Annotated in this window: 13 protein-coding genes and 1 pseudogene; 8 read left to right on the top strand and 6 right to left on the bottom strand. The window is 52.0% G+C overall.

What is annotated here, in order from left to right:
- The first annotated feature begins 562 nt into the window (after window positions 1-562).
- Window positions 563-2,146, top strand: coding sequence for a TerC family protein (locus ACUY4Q_RS08635; protein WP_458046631.1), 1,584 nt, complete (start codon window positions 563-565; stop codon window positions 2,144-2,146).
- Between the two features lie 109 nt (window positions 2,147-2,255).
- Here the strand turns inward: ACUY4Q_RS08635 and asmA are convergent, their stop codons facing one another.
- From asmA to udk, 3 genes are all read right to left on the bottom strand, one after another.
- On the bottom strand, window positions 2,256-4,109 hold the full coding sequence (asmA, locus tag ACUY4Q_RS08630) for an outer membrane assembly protein AsmA (RefSeq protein WP_458046630.1): 1,854 nt from the start codon (window positions 4,107-4,109) through the stop codon (window positions 2,256-2,258).
- A 25-nt stretch (window positions 4,110-4,134) separates the two neighbouring features.
- Window positions 4,135-4,716, bottom strand: a complete 582-nt coding sequence (dcd, locus tag ACUY4Q_RS08625) for a dCTP deaminase (RefSeq protein ID WP_458046629.1) — start codon at window positions 4,714-4,716, stop codon at window positions 4,135-4,137.
- Between the two features lie 81 nt (window positions 4,717-4,797).
- The gene (gene udk / locus ACUY4Q_RS08620; RefSeq protein ID WP_458046628.1) at window positions 4,798-5,439 is read right to left on the bottom strand and encodes a uridine kinase; all 642 of its coding nucleotides are present in this window, start codon (window positions 5,437-5,439) and stop codon (window positions 4,798-4,800) included.
- A 354-nt stretch (window positions 5,440-5,793) separates the two neighbouring features.
- Here udk and ACUY4Q_RS08615 point away from each other — a divergent pair, with 354 nt between their 5' ends.
- Entirely contained in the window at window positions 5,794-9,123 is a 3,330-nt protein-coding gene (locus tag ACUY4Q_RS08615) for a diguanylate cyclase (protein ID WP_458046627.1), read from the top strand.
- On the opposite strand, the gene alkA is transcribed toward ACUY4Q_RS08615, so the two are convergent.
- Window positions 9,116-9,961, bottom strand: a complete 846-nt coding sequence (gene alkA / locus ACUY4Q_RS08610; RefSeq protein WP_458046626.1) for a DNA-3-methyladenine glycosylase 2 — start codon at window positions 9,959-9,961, stop codon at window positions 9,116-9,118. The genes ACUY4Q_RS08615 and alkA overlap by 8 nt on opposite strands.
- A 133-nt stretch (window positions 9,962-10,094) precedes the next feature.
- Here alkA and yegD point away from each other — a divergent pair, with 133 nt between their 5' ends.
- The 3 genes from yegD to ACUY4Q_RS08595 all read left to right on the top strand — a co-directional run bounded on the left by yegD (window position 10,095) and on the right by ACUY4Q_RS08595 (window position 14,290).
- Window positions 10,095-11,447, top strand: a complete 1,353-nt coding sequence (yegD, locus tag ACUY4Q_RS08605; RefSeq protein WP_458046625.1) for a molecular chaperone — start codon at window positions 10,095-10,097, stop codon at window positions 11,445-11,447.
- Between the two features lie 322 nt (window positions 11,448-11,769).
- The gene (locus ACUY4Q_RS08600) at window positions 11,770-12,885 is read left to right on the top strand and encodes a fimbrial protein (RefSeq protein ID WP_458046624.1); all 1,116 of its coding nucleotides are present in this window, start codon (window positions 11,770-11,772) and stop codon (window positions 12,883-12,885) included.
- A 295-nt stretch (window positions 12,886-13,180) separates the two neighbouring features.
- Window positions 13,181-14,290: a fimbrial protein gene (locus ACUY4Q_RS08595; RefSeq protein WP_458046623.1), complete on the top strand. Its 1,110-nt coding sequence runs from the start codon at window positions 13,181-13,183 to the stop codon at window positions 14,288-14,290.
- A gap of 50 nt (window positions 14,291-14,340) precedes the next feature.
- Here the strand turns inward: ACUY4Q_RS08595 and ACUY4Q_RS08590 are convergent, their stop codons facing one another.
- Window positions 14,341-14,454: a type I toxin-antitoxin system Ibs family toxin gene (locus ACUY4Q_RS08590; RefSeq protein WP_458046622.1), complete on the bottom strand. Its 114-nt coding sequence runs from the start codon at window positions 14,452-14,454 to the stop codon at window positions 14,341-14,343.
- Between the two features lie 117 nt (window positions 14,455-14,571).
- Between ACUY4Q_RS08590 and ACUY4Q_RS08585 the strand changes: the two are divergent.
- A pseudogene (locus tag ACUY4Q_RS08585) lies at window positions 14,572-15,456 on the top strand (IS3 family transposase); the annotation flags it as partial.
- Between the two features lie 36 nt (window positions 15,457-15,492).
- Here ACUY4Q_RS08585 and arsH read toward each other — a convergent pair.
- Window positions 15,493-16,191: an arsenical resistance protein ArsH gene (arsH, locus tag ACUY4Q_RS08580; protein WP_458046621.1), complete on the bottom strand. Its 699-nt coding sequence runs from the start codon at window positions 16,189-16,191 to the stop codon at window positions 15,493-15,495.
- Window positions 16,192-16,278: 87 nt separating this feature from the next.
- Here arsH and ACUY4Q_RS08575 point away from each other — a divergent pair, with 87 nt between their 5' ends.
- Window positions 16,279-16,599, top strand: coding sequence for a transcriptional regulator (locus ACUY4Q_RS08575; protein WP_458046620.1), 321 nt, complete (start codon window positions 16,279-16,281; stop codon window positions 16,597-16,599).
- Window positions 16,600-16,642: 43 nt separating this feature from the next.
- Window positions 16,643-17,932: an arsenic transporter gene (locus ACUY4Q_RS08570; protein WP_458046619.1), complete on the top strand. Its 1,290-nt coding sequence runs from the start codon at window positions 16,643-16,645 to the stop codon at window positions 17,930-17,932.
- The last annotated feature ends 1 nt before the right edge of the window (window position 17,933 follow it).

The following is a 17,933-nucleotide window of genomic DNA, read 5'->3' as shown; positions in this document are numbered from 1 at the left end:
CATGCTATTGACAGAATAATCCAGACGTTTCGACACGCTGTCAGGCATGCTACCGCCCTTGGCTTCCAGCTACCAATCTACTGTTGAAACAGTAACTTATTGATTCACACCTCTCGAACATCAGTTTATTCACGCATTTTCCTGATTACGGAAGATTCGGCAGGCATAAGAAATAACGCTGATAAAATGCATTTAAAATAACTTTACGGGTATATTTGAATCATGCTGCGAGAATTGTTGCAGCTAAGCGAATTACAGGCAAGATAACATCCTATGGTTAACAGCTTTTTAAGATTAATATTAAGCGCAAATATTCGCGTTTTTAGGAATTTCTCGATATTGACAAACCCTTTACTCACCTATACGAATGCGAAATATCCGAAAATTGATGGATTGGATTTAAATTAATAATCTCACTTTTATTAAGGTGAAATGAAATAATTTATATTCTTCGCTGCGGGCAAATATAAGATAAATCGTAGGCTGCCATTGCAATTTAGGCCAGCTTTATCCATGATCTCATTATGACAATTGTCATATTACATAAGGTGTTAAGCAAAAGATGGAATGGATTGCCGACCCGTCAATCTGGGCAGGTCTGGTCACACTCATCGTGATCGAACTGGTGCTCGGTATTGATAACCTGGTCTTTATCGCGATACTGGCGGAGAAATTACCGCCTGCACAACGCGACCGTGCTCGTGTCACCGGACTTATTCTGGCGATGCTGATGCGTCTGGTGCTCCTCGCCTCCATATCCTGGCTGGTGACGCTGACCAAACCGCTTTTCTCTTTCCGGGATCTCAGTTTCAGTGCCCGTGATTTAATCATGCTGGTAGGGGGCCTGTTCCTGCTTTTTAAAGCCACCGTGGAGCTCAACGAGCGACTGGAAGGGAAAGATAGCGATAACCCCACGCAACGGCGCGGGGCAAAATTCTGGAGTGTGGTCGCGCAAATCGTAGTGCTGGATGCGGTCTTTTCGCTTGATTCCGTCATAACCGCTGTCGGGATGGTCGACCATCTGGCGGTGATGATGGCGGCGGTTATCATTGCGATTTCCCTGATGCTGCTTGCCAGCAAGGCCCTCACCCGTTTTGTAAACAACCACCCGACTATCGTTATCCTCTGCCTGAGCTTCCTGCTGATGATTGGCTTCAGCCTGATTGCCGACGGGTTTGGTTTCCATATTCCGAAAGGCTATCTGTACGCCGCGATTGGCTTCTCAGTCATGATTGAATCGCTCAATCAGCTGGCGAATTTCAACCGTCGCCGCTTCCTGTCGGCCAATCAGACGCTGCGCCAGCGAACAACCGAAACCGTTATGCGTTTGCTGAGTGGTAAAAAAGAGGATGCCGAACTGGACGCCGATGCGGCGTCGCTGCTTGCTGACCACGACGACAGCCAGATTTTCAATCCGCAGGAACGGCGGATGATCGGGCGGGTGCTTAATCTCAACCAGCGCACGGTGAGCAGCATTATGACCTCCCGGCACGATATCGAGCATATCGATCTCAATGCGCCGGAAGCGGAGGTCCGCGCGCTGCTGGACAAGAATCAGCACACCCGTATCGTGGTCACGAGCCAGGATGAAGAAGAGGACCTGCTCGGCGTGGTGCATATTCTCGACCTGCTGGCGCAATCGCTGCGTGGCGAGCCGCTGGATTTGAAAGTGCTGATACGCCAGCCTCTGGTCTTTCCTGAAGGCTTACCCTTGCTGCAGGCGCTTGAACAGTTCCGCAACGCGCGCACTCACTTTGCCTTTGTAGTGGATGAGTTTGGTTCAGTGGAAGGCATTGTGACCCTGAGTGATGTGATGGAAACCATCGCCGGGAATTTGCCAAATGAAGTGGAAGAGATAGACGCCCGCCACGATATTCAGAAAAACAGTGACGGAAGCTGGACGGCAAACGGTCATATGCCGCTGGAAGATCTGGTGCAATTTGTTCCGCTCCCGCTGGATGACAAACGTGAATATCACACCATCGCAGGGCTGCTGATGGAGTATTTGCAGCGGATTCCGAAGCCGGGAGAAGAGGTACAGGTGGGCGATTACTTGCTCAAAACGCTGGAAGTCGAGAGCCATCGTGTGCAGAAAGTGCAGATTATTGCGCTTAATACGGATAACGAACTCGACTACGAAGTGTAAGGGTGCCCTCTTCCGGGAGGGAGGGGGCTCAAAAAATAATACCAACTGGCTATGTCCCCCTCTCCTCTTTGGGGAGAGGGTCGGGGTGAGGGGAAAAATGCGGCGCTGATCAGAGCTTATTCAGCAGCTTTTTCAGATCCTTGCCGTTCTGGCTGTCTTTATTACGATCCGCCCACTCGTTAAGTTTGCGTTTTGCCTCATCCTGCAGATGTTTACGCAAAATTTGATCCACCTGCAGACTGTAGTTGAGAGACTGCCATTGACCGTAGACCGTTAACGGAATAGCGGTATTCTTCAGATACTCCACCAATTTACCGTCACCTTTCCAGCCCTCAAGCACGCGCACCGTGAAACGCGTGTCGACCTGCTCTTTGATGAGATCCAGTTCCCCTTCGCCAGAGAGCGTGAGCAGTGGCGATGCGCCCTGCATGTCTTGCATGGTCATCACGCCGTCGTCAAGGGAGAGCTCAGTGCGGAAGCTGTCCAGCCGGGTAGCATTGTCGTAATTCTGCTGCACTTCAACGTCGCTGCTGCGCGCGACCGCCTGCTGAATCAGCTGCTGGAAGTTAAGTCCCTCCATGCGGCTGTCTTTAATCTCCACATGAGCATCACCCTGCCAGTTATGACGGAAATCATCGGCATCAACACGATTACCCGAGAAATCCCCGGCCATCGACAGTTTACCGGTCAGAGAGATAGGGTAATCAAAGGCGGTGAGAATGGTGCCGATCTCAACGTTATCGAGACGCGGCTGGAACTGCGCCTGGGAACGATCGGTACGCACATCCAGGGTGCCCGGCAGCGAAATATGCCCCTCTCCCAACTTTCCTTCCAGCGTCGGGATAGTGAGCAGCCCGGCCGCGTTGGTAAATTGTCCATCGACGTCGGCAAACTGCATGCCACGCCACTGAATACGTTTGGCTGTAAGAGAGACGTTTGCCGAGAAATCACGCAGGCTGGTGTATTCGGGCGGTACGGTACTGCTGGCGATGACCGGACGCGGCAATCGCGGGGGTAATTTCTGCCCCTGCTGCGCACTGGTGGATTGTGTGGCGGGATTGTCTTTGGCGATGAGCAGATTATCCAGGTTCAGGGTATCAAACTGCAGATCGAGCGCCCACTGGGGTTTTCCGCCAAGCGTCACGCTGCCTTTGCCGCTAAAGGCGCTGTCATTTGCCGTCAGCTGTAAGGCATCAAGGGTAATGCGTTGACTGTCACCCTGCCACTGCCCCGCCAACGACCCCAGGCCATTGATCCCCTGAGGGGGAACGTCCCCGCCCTGAAGCTGCCATTTCAGATCGCTGATGGAGGCGCTGAGATGGCGCGGGTAATCGCTGGCGTCCACCTTCGCTTTCAGGGAGAGCGTTAAATCACGCTGATCGCGATTCACACGGCCGGCGAATTCGACACTCGCCTGGTGCTGCGCATCCTGTTCCATCTGCAGACGAATATCGCGCACGGTCACCTGCTCATCATCTTCATGCTGAACAACCAGTACGCTGTCTGCCACCTGCAGGCGGGCAATGTCCCAGGACCAGCCACGATCTTCCGCCACCTGCGGCAGAGTGTTCTCTTTGGGCGCAACCGGTGCATCTTGCTGCACGGCGGCGCGCGTTTGCGGCGTCAGTTGAATGACGGCGCCCTTGAGCATCACCTGTTTGACCTGCAATTGATGAGAGAGAAGAGGTAACAGCCCCACGTCGAGCCGCATATTGTCGGCTTTAACAACCGGTTGCGCCGCACCCGGCGCGGTTAACGTTATGCGCCCGGACAGGATGCTGAGCTGCGGCCAGACATGCCAACGCAGGGGGCCATCAAGCTGAAGCTGGTAGCCACTGCGCGCTTCAACCTGACGCACCATGTAGGCACGAAAATCGTTGGGATTGACCATTATGACCAACGCCGACAGGCCTGCAACCAGCACGACCAGTAGAATCATCAGCGTGGTTAATACTCTTCTCATGGCAGCCTCAGTGGGGGGAAATCACTCAGTCTTTGTCGATACGACTGGCTACGGCGCCCTGTTGATCGCGATACTTCGCATCCTGGCGACGGTTGTAAGGGCGATCGGCCGGGCCTGACAATGGCTCAAAGCTCAGCGCGCCAATCAGCATGCCGGGACGAAGCGCCAGCGGCAGTTTGCCGGAATTATAGAACTCCAGCACGATACAGCCAGACCAACCCGGATCGATACGGTGAGCGGTGACATGCACCATCAGACCCAGGCGGGCAAGTGAGGAGCGCCCATCGAGCCAGCCGACTAAATCTGAAGGCAGCGTAACGGATTCATAGGTCACCGCCAGCGCCAGTTCACCGGGGTGCAGGAAGAAGGCATCGCCTTCGGGCAGAACGATTTCGTCACTCATGACGCGTTCAAGGGCGGCGCTGACTTCATCTTTCGGCCCGCTCAGATCGATAAAGGCAGCGGTATGCCCGCGGAATGTACGGAATTTATTGCCCAGACGAACGTCCACCGTCGCGCCATTAATGCGCTCTACGGGCGGTCGCGGTTGAATCGACAAACGGCCCTGATCCAGCCAGGCTTCAATATCGCGATCACAAAGACGCATGGCACTTTCTCCTTTCGTGCATTACGCCCCTGATAAAACAGGGGCTAAGCAAATTAACTTAAGGGTACAGCCTAACATGTATTATTCAAAAAACTGGCTGATTTTGGCTTTCAGTATGTCGATGGCAATGCGGTTTTTACCCCCGCGCGGCACAATAATGTCGGCGTACTGCTTGGAGGGTTCAATAAATTGCAGGAACATCGGACGGACGGTTTTCTGATACTGGGCCATCACCGAATCCATGGAACGACCACGCTCGTTCACATCACGCTTAATGCGGCGCATCAGACAAATATCCAGCGGCGTGTCGACAAATATCGAGAAATTCATCTCGTCGCGCAGGCGCGCATCGGTCAACAGCAAAATGCCTTCAAGAATGATCACTTTCTTGGGCTTAATATGAATGGTTTCTGGCGTGCGGGTGTGCTCAACATAGCTGTAGACCGGCAGTTCAATATCCTGACCGCTTTTCAGCATCTGTAGATGCTGGAACAGCAGGCTATGATCCATCGAACTGGGATGGTCATAGTTCGTTTTCACACGCTCTTCCATCGACAGATGGCTTTGATCTTTGTAGTAGCTGTCTTCTGGAATAACGCCGATGTGCTCATCACCGACCTGTTCGCGCAATTCGCGATAAAGCGTACTGGCAATGAGACTTTTACCCGAAGCCGATGCGCCGGCGATACCAACAATGACGCACTGATGTGACTTATCAGTCATAGATTTAGCGACCTGATTAACCTGGATGTAAAGGAAGGAGACGCCGGGGCGTCAAACGCGGCAATTATAGGGATTTCGCCGCCATGATACCAGTCGAATAGGTTACCGGTGTCGCTTAAGCCAAAAGTTAACCCTTTTGCGCACCCCTGATGACTTTTCTAAAATTTTAGCGCTCAAAATAACGGCGCCTGCGGTTTTTTTTTCGCAGACTAAGTAATTAATATCCTTATGATGTCAAATTCTGAGCAGACAGCATAGGAATTGTAAATTGTTTGTACTAGCATAACCCGAATTCATCATTCACTCGTCCGGACCCGGTTCCCGACGGTTCAGGGGTCGGCGGATAAAGCGGTAATGAATAAACAGAATCAGCGAGTTTTGATTACCACTCCATTCCCACTACTACGTCTCGCTAGTCTGGGGCTGCTGTCGTTCATCTTTACTTTATTCTCGCTGGAGCTGACTCGTTTCGGGACCATTCTCGCCCCGCTGTGGTTCCCCACCTCACTGATGATGGTCGCCTTTTATCGTCACGCCGGAAGGATGTGGCCAGGGATTGCGGCGGCCTGCTCACTGGGTAGCCTGCTCGCAACTGGTTTTTTATTCTCATTTGCCAGCATCAACGGCTGGTACACCGTCATTAACCTGGTTGAGGCGGCGACCGGCGCGATTCTGCTACGCAAGTTGTTGCCCTGGTATAATCCGCTACAGAATCTTAACGACTGGGTCAAACTGGCGATTGGCAGTGCGTTAATCCCCCCCCTGATTGGTGGGGCGCTGGTGTGTCTGTTCACCGGCTCCGAGGATATGCTGCGCACCTTCCTGGTCTGGGTACTCTCCGAGTCCATCGGGGCACTGGCGCTGGTGCCTATCGGGCTTTTGTTCAAACCGCACTATTTATTACGCCATCGTAAACCGCAGTTGCTCTTTGAAACGCTGGCGACGCTGGCGGTCACCCTGGCGCTGAGCTGGCTGGCATTGCACTACTTACCCTGGCCCTTTACCGCCGTGATCGTCCTGCTGATGTGGAGCGCCATTCGCCTCCCGCGCATGGAAGCCTTTTTAATTTTCCTTGTCACCGTGATGATGGTGTCGCTCATCATGGCCACTAACCCGTCTGTTATCGTGACGCCGAAAACCGGCGCCATGCTCAACGCCCCCTGGCTGCCGTTTTTAATGATTTTGCTGCCGGCCAACATTATGACCATGGTGATGTACGCGTTTCGCTCGGAGCGCAAACACATCACGGAAAGTGAAGAACGCTTTCGTAATGCCATGGAGTACTCGGCGATTGGTATGGCGCTGGTCGGTACCCAGGGCCAATGGTTACAGGCAAATAAAGCGCTGTGTAACTTCCTCGGCTACAGCCAGGACGAGCTGCGGTTAATGACCTTCCAGCAGCTGACCTGGCCGGAAGATCTCAATAAAGACCTGGAGCAACTGGAGCAGCTGGTTCGCGGCGAAATCAACAGCTACTCCATGGAGAAGCGTTACTACACCCGCAATGGCGATCTGGTCTGGGCCCTGCTCGCCGTCTCCGTGGTTCGCTACGCGGATGGCACCCCGCGCTACTTTATTGCTCAGGTCGAAGATATTAACGATTTGAAACAGACCGAATGGGTCAACAAACGCCTGATGGAACGCATTACCCTGGCAAACGAAGCCGGCGGCATTGGCATCTGGGAGTGGGAACTCGAACCGGACATCATCAGTTGGGACAAACGCATGTTCGAACTGTACGAGATCCCCTCGCACATTAAACCCACCTGGCAGTTATGGTACGACCGCATTATTCCTGAGGACCGGGCCGAGACCGAACGTGTCATCCGCGATTCGCTGGTCGCGCGTATCGCCTTCAAGCTGGAATTTCGCATTAACGTGAAAGAAGGTGTGCGCCATATTCGTACCCTTGCAAACCGGGTACTGAACCGCAACGGCGAAGTTGAGCGCTTACTCGGCGTGAATATGGACATGACCGAGGTGAAGCAACTGAATGAGGCGCTGTTCCAGGAAAAAGAGCGCCTGCATATCACTCTTGATTCCATCGGTGAAGCCGTGCTGTGCACCGACGTCAACCTCAATGTCACCTTTATGAACCCGGTGGCGGAGAAGATGAGCGGCTGGTCGCAGGATAAGGCGTTGGGGCAGCCGCTGTTGACGGTGCTGCGTATCACCTTTGGCGACCACGGTCCTGCCATGGAGAACATCCACAGCGGAGATATGTCCCGCTCGGCGATTGAGCAGGATGTGGTACTGCACTGTCGGACGGGAGGCAGCTACGATATTCATTACAGCGTGACGCCATTAAGCACGCTTGATGGGCAGAATATCGGCTCGGTACTGGTTATTCAGGACGTTACCGAATCGCGCAAAATGCTGCGCCAGCTTAGCTACAGCGCCTCTCACGATGCCTTAACGCATCTCGCTAACCGGGTGAATTTCGAAACCCATCTCAAGCGCTTGCTACAAACCGTACAGGAACTGCATCAACGCCACGCGCTGGTGTTTATCGATCTCGACCGCTTTAAGGCTGTGAACGATACCGCCGGGCACGCAGCGGGCGATGCGCTGCTGCGTGAAATTTCATCCCTGATGCTGAGTATGCTGCGTTCAACCGATGTGCTGGCCCGTCTCGGCGGCGATGAGTTTGGTCTGCTGCTGCCGGACTGTAATGTAGAAAGCGCGCGCTATATATCAGGCCGTATCGTTCAGGCGATTAATGACTACCACTTTATGTGGGAAGGCCGTATGCACCGCATCGGGGCCAGTGCGGGGATCACCATCATTGACGAAACCAACCATCAGGGTTCGGAAGTCATGTCTCAGGCCGATATCGCCTGCTACGCCTCGAAGAATAACGGCCGTGGCATGGTGACGGTATACGAACCGCAGCAAGGGTCCCTGCACCACGGACGCAGCATGATGTCGCTGGAAGAACAGTGGCAGATGATAAAAGACAACCACCTGCTGATGATTGCCCGTGGCGTTGCCTCTCCTCGCGTGCCCGAAGCCTGCAATTTCTGGCTGCTGACGCTGCGCCTGTGGACCAGTGAAGGCGAAGTAATGGAAGAAAATGCCTTCCGTGCCAGCCTCAATGAGCCGGAGCTCATTCGCGCACTCGATCGCCGCGTGTTCCATGAATTCTTCCGTAATCATGCCACAGCCGTCGCGAGTAAAGGGCTGGGCGTCGCCCTCCCCCTCTCCCCGGCCGGGCTATCAAATAGCCAACTGGTTGATGAAATCCTTGATTTACTGGAACACGGCCCACTTCCGGGCCGCCTTCTGCATCTGATGATTCAGGCTGATGTACTGATGCGGGAAGGTAAGGCCATTAACGATAACCTGAAAAAACTGCGCCATGCGGGCTGCCGTATCATCCTGAGCCACATTGGTCATGACCTGGAAATCTTTAATCAGCTGACACCGCATACCGCCGATTACATTTTGCTGGAGCAGGATTTGGTGAATAACGTGCATGGCAACCTGATGGATGAAATGATGGTGACAATCATTCAGGGCCATGCCCAGCGCCTGGGGCTGAAAAGCATCGCCGGGCCGACGAATCAACCGCTGATGATGGATACCCTGTCGGGTATCGGTATCGATCTCATCTTTGGCGACACCATTTCCCAGCCACAGCCGCTGGATATGATGCTCAGCACCAGCTATTTCGCCATCAATTAATGCTGTCGGGTTGCCAGCCGTCGGTGTACCAGATGTGTAAAAGGGCATACGACCGCCAGGGCTGCCAGCGTTCAGCGTAACGGCGGGTTTGTGCAGGCGTCATCCCCGCAAAGCGCTGTTTAATCAGATAATCATCCGCCAGAAACACATCCTTCGCCTGCCAGCCGCGCAGCGCAAAATAATTTGCCGTCCAGCGCCCAATCCCCGGAAAGGTGATCAAGGTTTTGACGCCCTGTTCGACATCAGCAGGAGGGGTGAGGGGAAAGGTCCCGTCCAGGACGGCGCGGGCGAGGAAGATAAGCGCCTCAGCGCGCTTGATGGGCATGCCTAACGCCTTGAGTGCTAACGGATCGGCCACCGCCAGTTGTGCAGGCGTGGGGAACAACACAAACTGCGCATCAAACCGCTCGCCACACAGTGCCACGACACGGGAGGTAAGCTTCGCGGCCATCGCTACGCTGACCAGTTGCCCTAAAATCGCCCGCACGGCTTGCTCAAAAGGGTCCATGCAGCCGGGCAGACGCAGACCAGGCCGGGTGGCGCCTAACTCACCCAGAGCTTCAGTGACCACCTGAGGATTACAGTTCAGGTCAAACAGGTTACTGACGTGCTGCAAACAGCGATCGGCGACGGGTAGCAGGCCGTCGCTCATCGTCACCTGCATGACCCACGTGGCTTCATCCGGTTGGGCAGTGATGATCCCGCGATGCTCACCCAGCGCGAACGAGCGGGTGTAGCTCGTCTCACTGATGATTTCAACGCCTGCGACCGCACGCGCCTGCAAGAAACCTAACATCCACGGCCAGTCATACGGCGGTTGCCAGTGCAGTCTGTACATAGTGACTCCTGTTATATCGACCCATGAGCATATAACGGTTTGTGAATTTCTGCTTTGCTTTGATATTCCAGTTGTTCTGCTTTGCGCATTCCGTTAAAGTCGCCCCCCTTCTTCACCGGCATGGGGATTCAACGTGTTTGTAGGCTTTGATTACGGTACCGCCAACTGTTCAATTGCGGTGATGCAGGACGGTAAACCGTCGCTGCTGAAAATGGAAAACAACAGCACCTTGCTGCCGTCGATGCTGTGCGCGCCGACGCGTGAAGCGGTGAGCGAATGGCTCTATCGTCATCATGAGGTGCCGGCAACAGGTGCGGAAACGCAGGCATTGTTACGCCGTGCCGTCAGCTTTAACCGCGAAGAAGATATTGATGTGCAGGCAGCCAGCGTTCAGTTTGGCCTGAGTTCTCTGCGCCAGTATGTGGAAGATCCGGAAGAAGTATACTTCGTCAAATCACCGAAATCCTTCCTCGGTGCCAGCGGTTTAAAACCTCAGCAAATCGCTCTGTTTGAAGATCTGGTGTGCGCCATGATGCTGCACATCCGCAAGCAGGCGGAATCGCAGTTGCCAGAGGCGATTGATCAGGCGGTCATTGGTCGCCCGATTAACTTCCAGGGCCTTGGCGGCACCGATGCCAACGCTCAGGCGCAGGGTATCCTTGAGCGCGCCGCCAAACGTGCCGGTTTCCGTGACGTGGTGTTCCAGTACGAGCCGGTTGCGGCAGGCCTGGACTTCGAAGCCACCTTACAGGAAGAAAAGCGCGTGCTGGTCGTCGACATCGGCGGCGGCACCACCGACTGTTCCCTGCTGCTGATGGGGCCGAAGTGGCACGATCGCCTCGATCGCGAAAACAGCCTGTTAGGCCACAGCGGTTGCCGTGTGGGCGGTAACGATTTAGACATCGCGCTGGCATTCAAAAACCTGATGCCGCTGCTGGGCATGGGCGGGCAAACGGAAAAAGGCATTGCCCTGCCGGTTCTGCCCTGGTGGAATGCGATTGCCATTAACGACGTTCCGGCCCAAACCGATTTCTACAGTACCGCCAATGGCCGCCAGCTGAACGATATGCTGCGCGATGCCCGTGATACGGACAAAGTGGCTCTGTTGTTGAAAGTCTGGAAGCAGCGTCTGGGTTACCGTCTGGTGCGCAGCGCGGAAGAGAGCAAAATCGCCCTCTCCGGGCAGGCGCAAACGCAGGCACAGCTGCCGTTCATCAGTGAGTCGCTTTCCACGGACATCGATCAGATGGGACTGGAAGCCGCGCTGGATCAGCCCCTGCGTCGCATTCTCGAGCAGGTACAACTGGCCCTCGACAACAGCGAAGCCACACCGGAGGTCATTTACCTCACCGGCGGTAGCGCACGTTCGCCGATCATAAAGAAAGCACTGGCGCAGGCGTTACCAGGCATTCCGATTGCTGGCGGCGATGACTTTGGATCGGTAACGGCCGGTCTGGCCCGCTGGGCGCAGGTGGTATTTCGTTAAGAGTTGTAACTAAGAAACCAGCATAATAAAGGGACCTGTTATGCTGGTTGCGAATGATGAAGCCCATAACGGCTATATTTTATTCATCACTTTCCTCAAAGATATAAAAAATCCCGTTACAGTTTATTTATAATTATCTTATTTTAATGCGATATAACCGTAGCGACTTTTCGGCAGAAACAATTTCTCTTTTATTGCCACGGCTGTGCTATTTTCATGACCATCACTATGTCAATAAATTTAAATTCACTACAACCTAAAATATACACATCACCAAATCACAATCAAACCATCATCTGTTTATTAAACTCAAGGGATTGCTATGAAGATAAAAGGGATTTTGTTTATAATTTACTCATGCCTATTACTTGGCATACCCACCTCCTCATTTGCATCCTGTACTTTTCGTAAAAACACGGGAGATATGACGGCAACTAAATCATTCACCATGCCAATATCAGGAAGCATTTCAGTGCCACCAGATACGCCTGTCGGGCGAGAAATTTATCGGCAACGTATAAACCTGGAAAATCAAAACACTGCATATATTAGCTGTACAACCAGTGGGCAGTATTATTACAATTACAGATACTTGACAATTCCTGTCACTCCGCCGACTTACAGTAGCGTAGTGTACAATACCAATATTTCAGGCATTGGGATTAAATTTTCAACAACTACCTATTCAGCAGGTGATTTCCCCGCTACGGTAGCTTCTTCAAGTTGCACTGCAAGCACATCATGTGGCTGGCTTACAGGATATACTGCCTCTTCGTGGTTCTCTCTTATCAAAACGGCAGCAGTCATCTCTCCGGGCACACTTTCGGCCAGTAGTCTACCATCCGTAGTTTATTCATTTGGGCAAAGTAACAACATGGTCGATATTTATAAGATTAGCCTTTCCGGGAGTCTGCAAATAACCAGCCCCACATGTAACATTACGCCCTCCAGCCAATCAATGACTGTCAATATGGGAAATTACAAAATTGCCACCTTTAGCGGCAAAGGTGCCACTACGGAATGGAAAAATGCCAGTATCCAGTTGATCAACTGCGGCCAGTTTTTCGGTAACAGCGAGGGCGAGAATGGTATGGCAACCTTCAACGGTACTACAGTCACTTTTAATAGTCTGCACAATAATTTACTCTCCGTCACCTTGTATCCACAAAACGGGATCCGCAGCACGACCGATGCGGCCAATGGCATTATGAAAATTGACGATGGAACGTCGGGCGCCACCGGCGTCGGTATTCAACTCTCCTCTAGCGAAAGCACCAGTGGCCTGATAGATTTAACTACCGGCATCACCCAAATCTTACCCAAAGATGGTACGCGTAATATTACCGTCCCGCTCTACGCGCGCTATATCCAGACCGAAAACAGTGTCACCGCCGGCAAAGCCAATGGCCGACTGGAATACGTCATTACTTATCAATAAGGCAAATAAATATAGCGCATATTATAACGTCCAAAACTCCCTCACGGGCAAAGCAATACGGGGCTTTGATCACACCCTAAGCCCTAACAAAAAATTACAATTAATTTCGCCGTAAATATTCACAAAAACACTATAATTAAAGCCAGATTTTGTAGAAACAATTTCATTTCTAGCCCATCCCATGATATTTTCACACCCAACATCACTTCATCCATTAATATATTCATGCAATAAATACATACAAAAATAATATTAATCTGGATTATGTTTCATTAAAAAAGCACAAGGAAGATGTATGAAAAATCATGGACGCTCCTGGCTGCTGCTCGCCGCCTTGTATTGTTTCTTTTCCCCTGCGGCACAGGCAGATTGCGAATTGAACCAGGGCACCGGTTTTATTACCGGGCTCAAGTCCTATACCATTCCACTTTCCGGTATAACGATCTCCGTGCCGCCAGACACGCCCGTAGGAAATGAGATTTACCGTTTCCAGATTAAGTTTGCGAACCAGGGCTGGGTCTATGTTAAATGCACCAGTTCAGGGCAATTTTATGAGAGCTATGACTACCTGACCACGCCATTGCTCCCTTCCGATTACAGCACGGCGGTCTACAAAACCGGTGTGCCGGGGATTGGTGTCAAATTCGTTCGTGGCAACAGTTACAGGGATTTCCCGTTGAAAACAGCTGTAAGTTGCATCGGCAAAACCTGTAACTATCCCAGCTCAGGCTGGGATGCGGACAGCAGAGTGGTGTTGATTAAAACCGCTGACGTGGTCACCGCAGGCACCATAGAAGGCAGCAAGCTTCCCACGGCGTTATACTCAGTTGGGCAAAACGACAGTATGCTTGGTGTTTATGCAGTGTCACTTTCCGGCAGCATGCAAATTACCTCTCCCACCTGTAATATTACCGCCGCCAGCAAGACGATGACGGTCAATATGGGTAAGCACCAGATTACCGCCTTTACCGGCAAAGGGACCGCAACCGAGTGGAAAAATGCCAGTATTCAACTGGCCAACTGCGGGCGGTTTTACGGTAACACCCCAAGCGGCTATAGTGCCGGTACTTTTGACGGTAGCAGCACCTTTGTTCTTAGCGACGATCCCACTAGCAATTTCCTTACTATAACCCTGACCCCACTCAACGGCAGCGAAGATGCCGCGAAAGGGATTATGAAAATTGCTGACCACCCGTTGAAAGCAACCGGTATTGGCATCCAGCTTTCCACCAGCGAAAGCACCAGCGGCCTGGTTAATCTGGCAAGTCCCACCCTCCAGACGTTGCCCAAAGACGGAAGACAGGTGATTACCGTTCCCCTTTATGCCCGCTATATTCAGACCGAAAACAATGCCATTGCCGGGAAAGCCAATGGTCGACTGGAATACACGATTACTTATCAGTGACCATTGATTATATCCGTGCCTCCCGCTCGCCCATTGACTTCGCTTGTTTTTCAACCTAGGTTAAAGGAATAAGGGTAAGGAGGATTTCTCCCCCCTCTGGTGTCTTCGTAAGCTGGGTAGCTAACGACTAAGAGCATCACCAGTATGATGACTAGCCGCATCATAACCCTTTCCTTTTATAAAGCCCCATCGTCAGGTGGGGCTTTCCTGTATTTAGCCCTTTGCTAAACCTCCCGACGGTAGCCCGTTTCTGCACTGCACCCATTAATTACTTTATTTAAAAAGCCGAGAGCCTTGGTTCGGTAAGAGATAAGGTCAAAGTTGTTGATGAACTGAGGCGGTATTATCCATTTGATCTGTTACTCCGGATAGCCAGGATACCCTGGAGCACATTTTATTATCATCTGAAAGCGCTCAAACGCCTTGGGAAATATGATGAAATAAACAATAGAATCAAAGAGATATATTATTCATATCGCGGGCGTTACGGCTACCGCAGAATCACCCTCGCACTCCGGCAGGAAATCGGCGTAATCAATCACAAAGTCGTTCAACGGTTAATGAATGCACTTGCCGTCAAGGCGGTTATCAAAGTTAAGCGGTATAGCTCCTGGCGCGGCGAATGCGGAGAGATAGCAGAGAATCTCCTTAAGCGAAACGTTAAAGCGGCCCAGCCGAATGAGAAATGGGGAACAGACGTCACTGAGTTTGCCGTTAATGGTCGAAAGCTCTACCTCTCACCCGTCATTGATCTCTTTAATAATAAAGTGATTGCTTACAGCATTGCGGAACGGCCAGCCATGCAGTTGGTTGATGACATGCTGATTAAGGCATTCGCCAGACTGGGAATGAACAGCACGCCAGTTCTTCATTTGGATCAAGGCTGGCAATACCGGCATCGGTGGTATCAGTACCAGCTTAAGGAATTTGGTGTCGTGCAACGCATGTCACGTAAAGGGAATTGTCTTGATAATGCCTGCGCTGAATCCTTTTTTGGAACCCTGAAATCCGAATGTTTTCATCCGAATGCATTCAGCAGCATTGATGAGCTGAAGGTCGCTGTTGAGGATTATATCCATTATTACAATACCCGGCGCATCAGCCTTAAATTGAAGGGACTCAGCCCGGTTGAATATCGTCTGAAGGCCTATCCATTACGGATTTAGAGGCGTCACCGCGCTAATCTTCAGCGGACAAAGACCTCATATTTTTTCCTGATTTACGCGTGCTGACAGCGCCTGGTGGCTTTCCTTGCGTTCGCTGTAGCGATCTGCAAGGTATGCCGTATACCCCTTCAGCAGCAGTGTTATTTTGAACAGTTCCTCGGTGACGTCGACTATCCGGTCATACCATGAGGACGGTTTCATGCGCCCGTTTTCATCGAACTCCTGCCAGGCTTTTGCTACAGAAGACTGGTTCGGGATGGTGAACATGCGCATCCAGCGACCCAGAATTCGCATCTGATTTACCGCATTGAATGATTGCGACCCCCCACAGACCTGCATGACGGCCAGCGTTTTTCCCTGAGAAGGACGAACAGCTCCTTCGCTTAACGGTATCCAGTCAATCTGAGCCTTCATGACGGCGCTCATCGCACCGTGGCGCTCTGGTGAACTCCACACCATCCCATCACACCACCTTACCAGTTCACGCAACTCAACGACTTTAGGATGCGTTTGCGGTGCATCGTCTGGCAGTGGGAGGCCCGAGGGATTAAAAGTTTTCACCTCTGCCCCCATCGTGGTAAGCAGACGGCCGGCTTCTTCAGCCGCAAAGCGGCTGTAGGAACGTTCTCTGACTGAACCATAAAGGATCAGAATGCGAGGGGGTTCCTGTAAATGCAGATGCTCAGCGATGTGTCTGTCGAAGCATTCGGCGTTCAGTGCAGGGAATTGTTCCATTTTTTTCTCCTCCGGAGAGAACGGGTGATATATAATTTAATATATATGATTTACCATATATGTATTCTAAAGGCACCGGAGTGAAAAATGCTACAACCTGTTCAGCTTTTTAAGATCCTGTCGGATGAAACACGGCTCGCTATTATCATGCTTCTCCGGGAGTCCGGAGAATTGTGCGTCTGTGATATTTGCGCAGCCACGTCCGAGTCTCAGCCAAAAGTGTCAAGGCACATGGCTATTCTGCGTGATGCTGAGCTGGTTCTTGATCGTCGGGAAGGCAAGTGGATTCACTACCGCCTGTCACCTCACATGCCAGCATGGGCCGCTGAGACGATCACGACATCGTGGCAGTGCCTGCGGGAGGATGTACGTGAATGGCTGGAAAAATCGGCCTGTAACTCCTGCTGAATCTGAAAACACATCCGCATAAACATATGTAATGGAGTCTAAAATGCTTTTGGCCGGGAGTATATTTTTACTGACGCTGATATTGGTCATCTGGCAGCCCCGGGGTCTCAGTATTGGCTGGAGTGCGAGTATCGGTGCGGTGCTGGCCCTGGGATCGGGAGTCATCCACATCAGTGATATAGCTGTTGTCTGGAATATCGTCTGGAACGCCACGGCTGCATTTATTGCCGTGATCATTGTCAGCCTGTTGCTCGATGAATCCGGATTCTTTAAGTGGGCGGCGCTGCACGTTTCCCGCTGGGGAAAAGGGAACGGCCGTCTGCTGTTTACCTGGATTGTGTTGCTTGGTTCAGCGGTGGCGGCACTGTTTGCTAACGATGGTGCGGCGCTGATTTTGACGCCGATAGTGATTGCCATGTTACTGGCACTGGGATTCAGTAAGGGTACGACGCTGGCTTTTGTTATGGCAGCAGGATTTATTGCCGATACCGCCAGCCTGCCGCTGATTGTCTCCAACCTGGTGAACATTGTCTCTGCTGACTTCTTCCACCTTGGTTTTACCGAATATGCTTCAGTCATGGTTCCCGTTGATATTGCGGCCATCACTGTCACGCTGATTATGTTACATCTGTTCTTCCGCAGGGATATCCCGACGAATTATGACATTGCGTTGCTGGAATCCCCCTCCAGTGCCATCAAAGATCCTGCAACATTTAAAGCCGGGTGGGTTGTTCTGGTGTTCCTGCTTGCTGGCTTCTTCATTCTGGAGCCGCTGGGTATCCCTGTCAGTGCGATTGCTGCTGTCGGTGCTGCGGTGTTATTTGCCATTGCCAAAAAAGGCCATGCCATTAATACCGGGAAAGTGTTGCGGGGTGCGCCATGGCAGATTGTTATCTTCTCGCTGGGCATGTACCTGGTGGTTTATGGCCTGCGAAATGCCGGTCTTACGGGATACCTTTCAGACATCCTGAATATGCTGGCTGATAAAGGATTGTGGACTGCGACGCTGGGCACCGGCTTTATGACGGCATTCCTCTCATCGATGATGAACAATATGCCAACGGTACTGATTGGCGCGCTGTCGATTGACGGGAGTACAGCGACGGGCGTTGTTAAACAGGCAATGGTCTATGCCAACATCATTGGTTGCGATCTTGGCCCCAAAATTACCCCTATTGGTAGCCTGGCAACCCTGCTGTGGTTGCATGTGCTTTCACAGAAAAATATGACGATCACCTGGGGATATTACTTCCGGACAGGCATTGTTATGACGATTCCCGTCTTGTTTGTCACTCTGGCTGCGCTTGCGCTGCGGCTCTCTGTCACCCTGTAAT

This window comes from Phytobacter cepae, assembly GCF_054165735.1.
This window is presented reverse-complemented; position numbering and strand designations above follow the sequence as displayed.